Source organism: Xenorhabdus entomophaga (genome assembly GCF_037996725.1).
Lineage (GTDB): Bacteria > Pseudomonadota > Gammaproteobacteria > Enterobacterales > Enterobacteriaceae > Xenorhabdus > Xenorhabdus khoisanae.
Genome location: NZ_JBBMXH010000503.1, coordinates 1 through 223 on the forward strand (window position 1 = coordinate 1; position 223 = coordinate 223).

General features: G+C 58.7%; 1 protein-coding gene. It reads left to right on the top strand.

Features of this window, described 5'->3' with window-relative positions:
• On the top strand, positions 1–223 hold a 223-nt coding region (locus tag AAC854_RS23825; protein ID WP_340619207.1), incomplete at both ends, for a hypothetical protein.

A 223-nucleotide genomic window follows, 5' to 3' on the forward strand; every position in this document is an offset into this window, starting at 1 on the left:
CCTCACCTTTATGCGCAGCTGGTCACCGGGCGAACGGGGGCTGTTGGGTGAAAACTGGACCGACACCTTTTCGGGCAGTGCGGTGATCAATGGCGACCAAATCGCCATCCGCACTACCGAAGGCGCATGCCTTTACTTTATTCTGATGCCGCATGAGCAGCGCAGCCGAAACCCGGAACACCCGAACTTCACGCTGAGCCGGGACGGGACAGGCTTTTGTTTG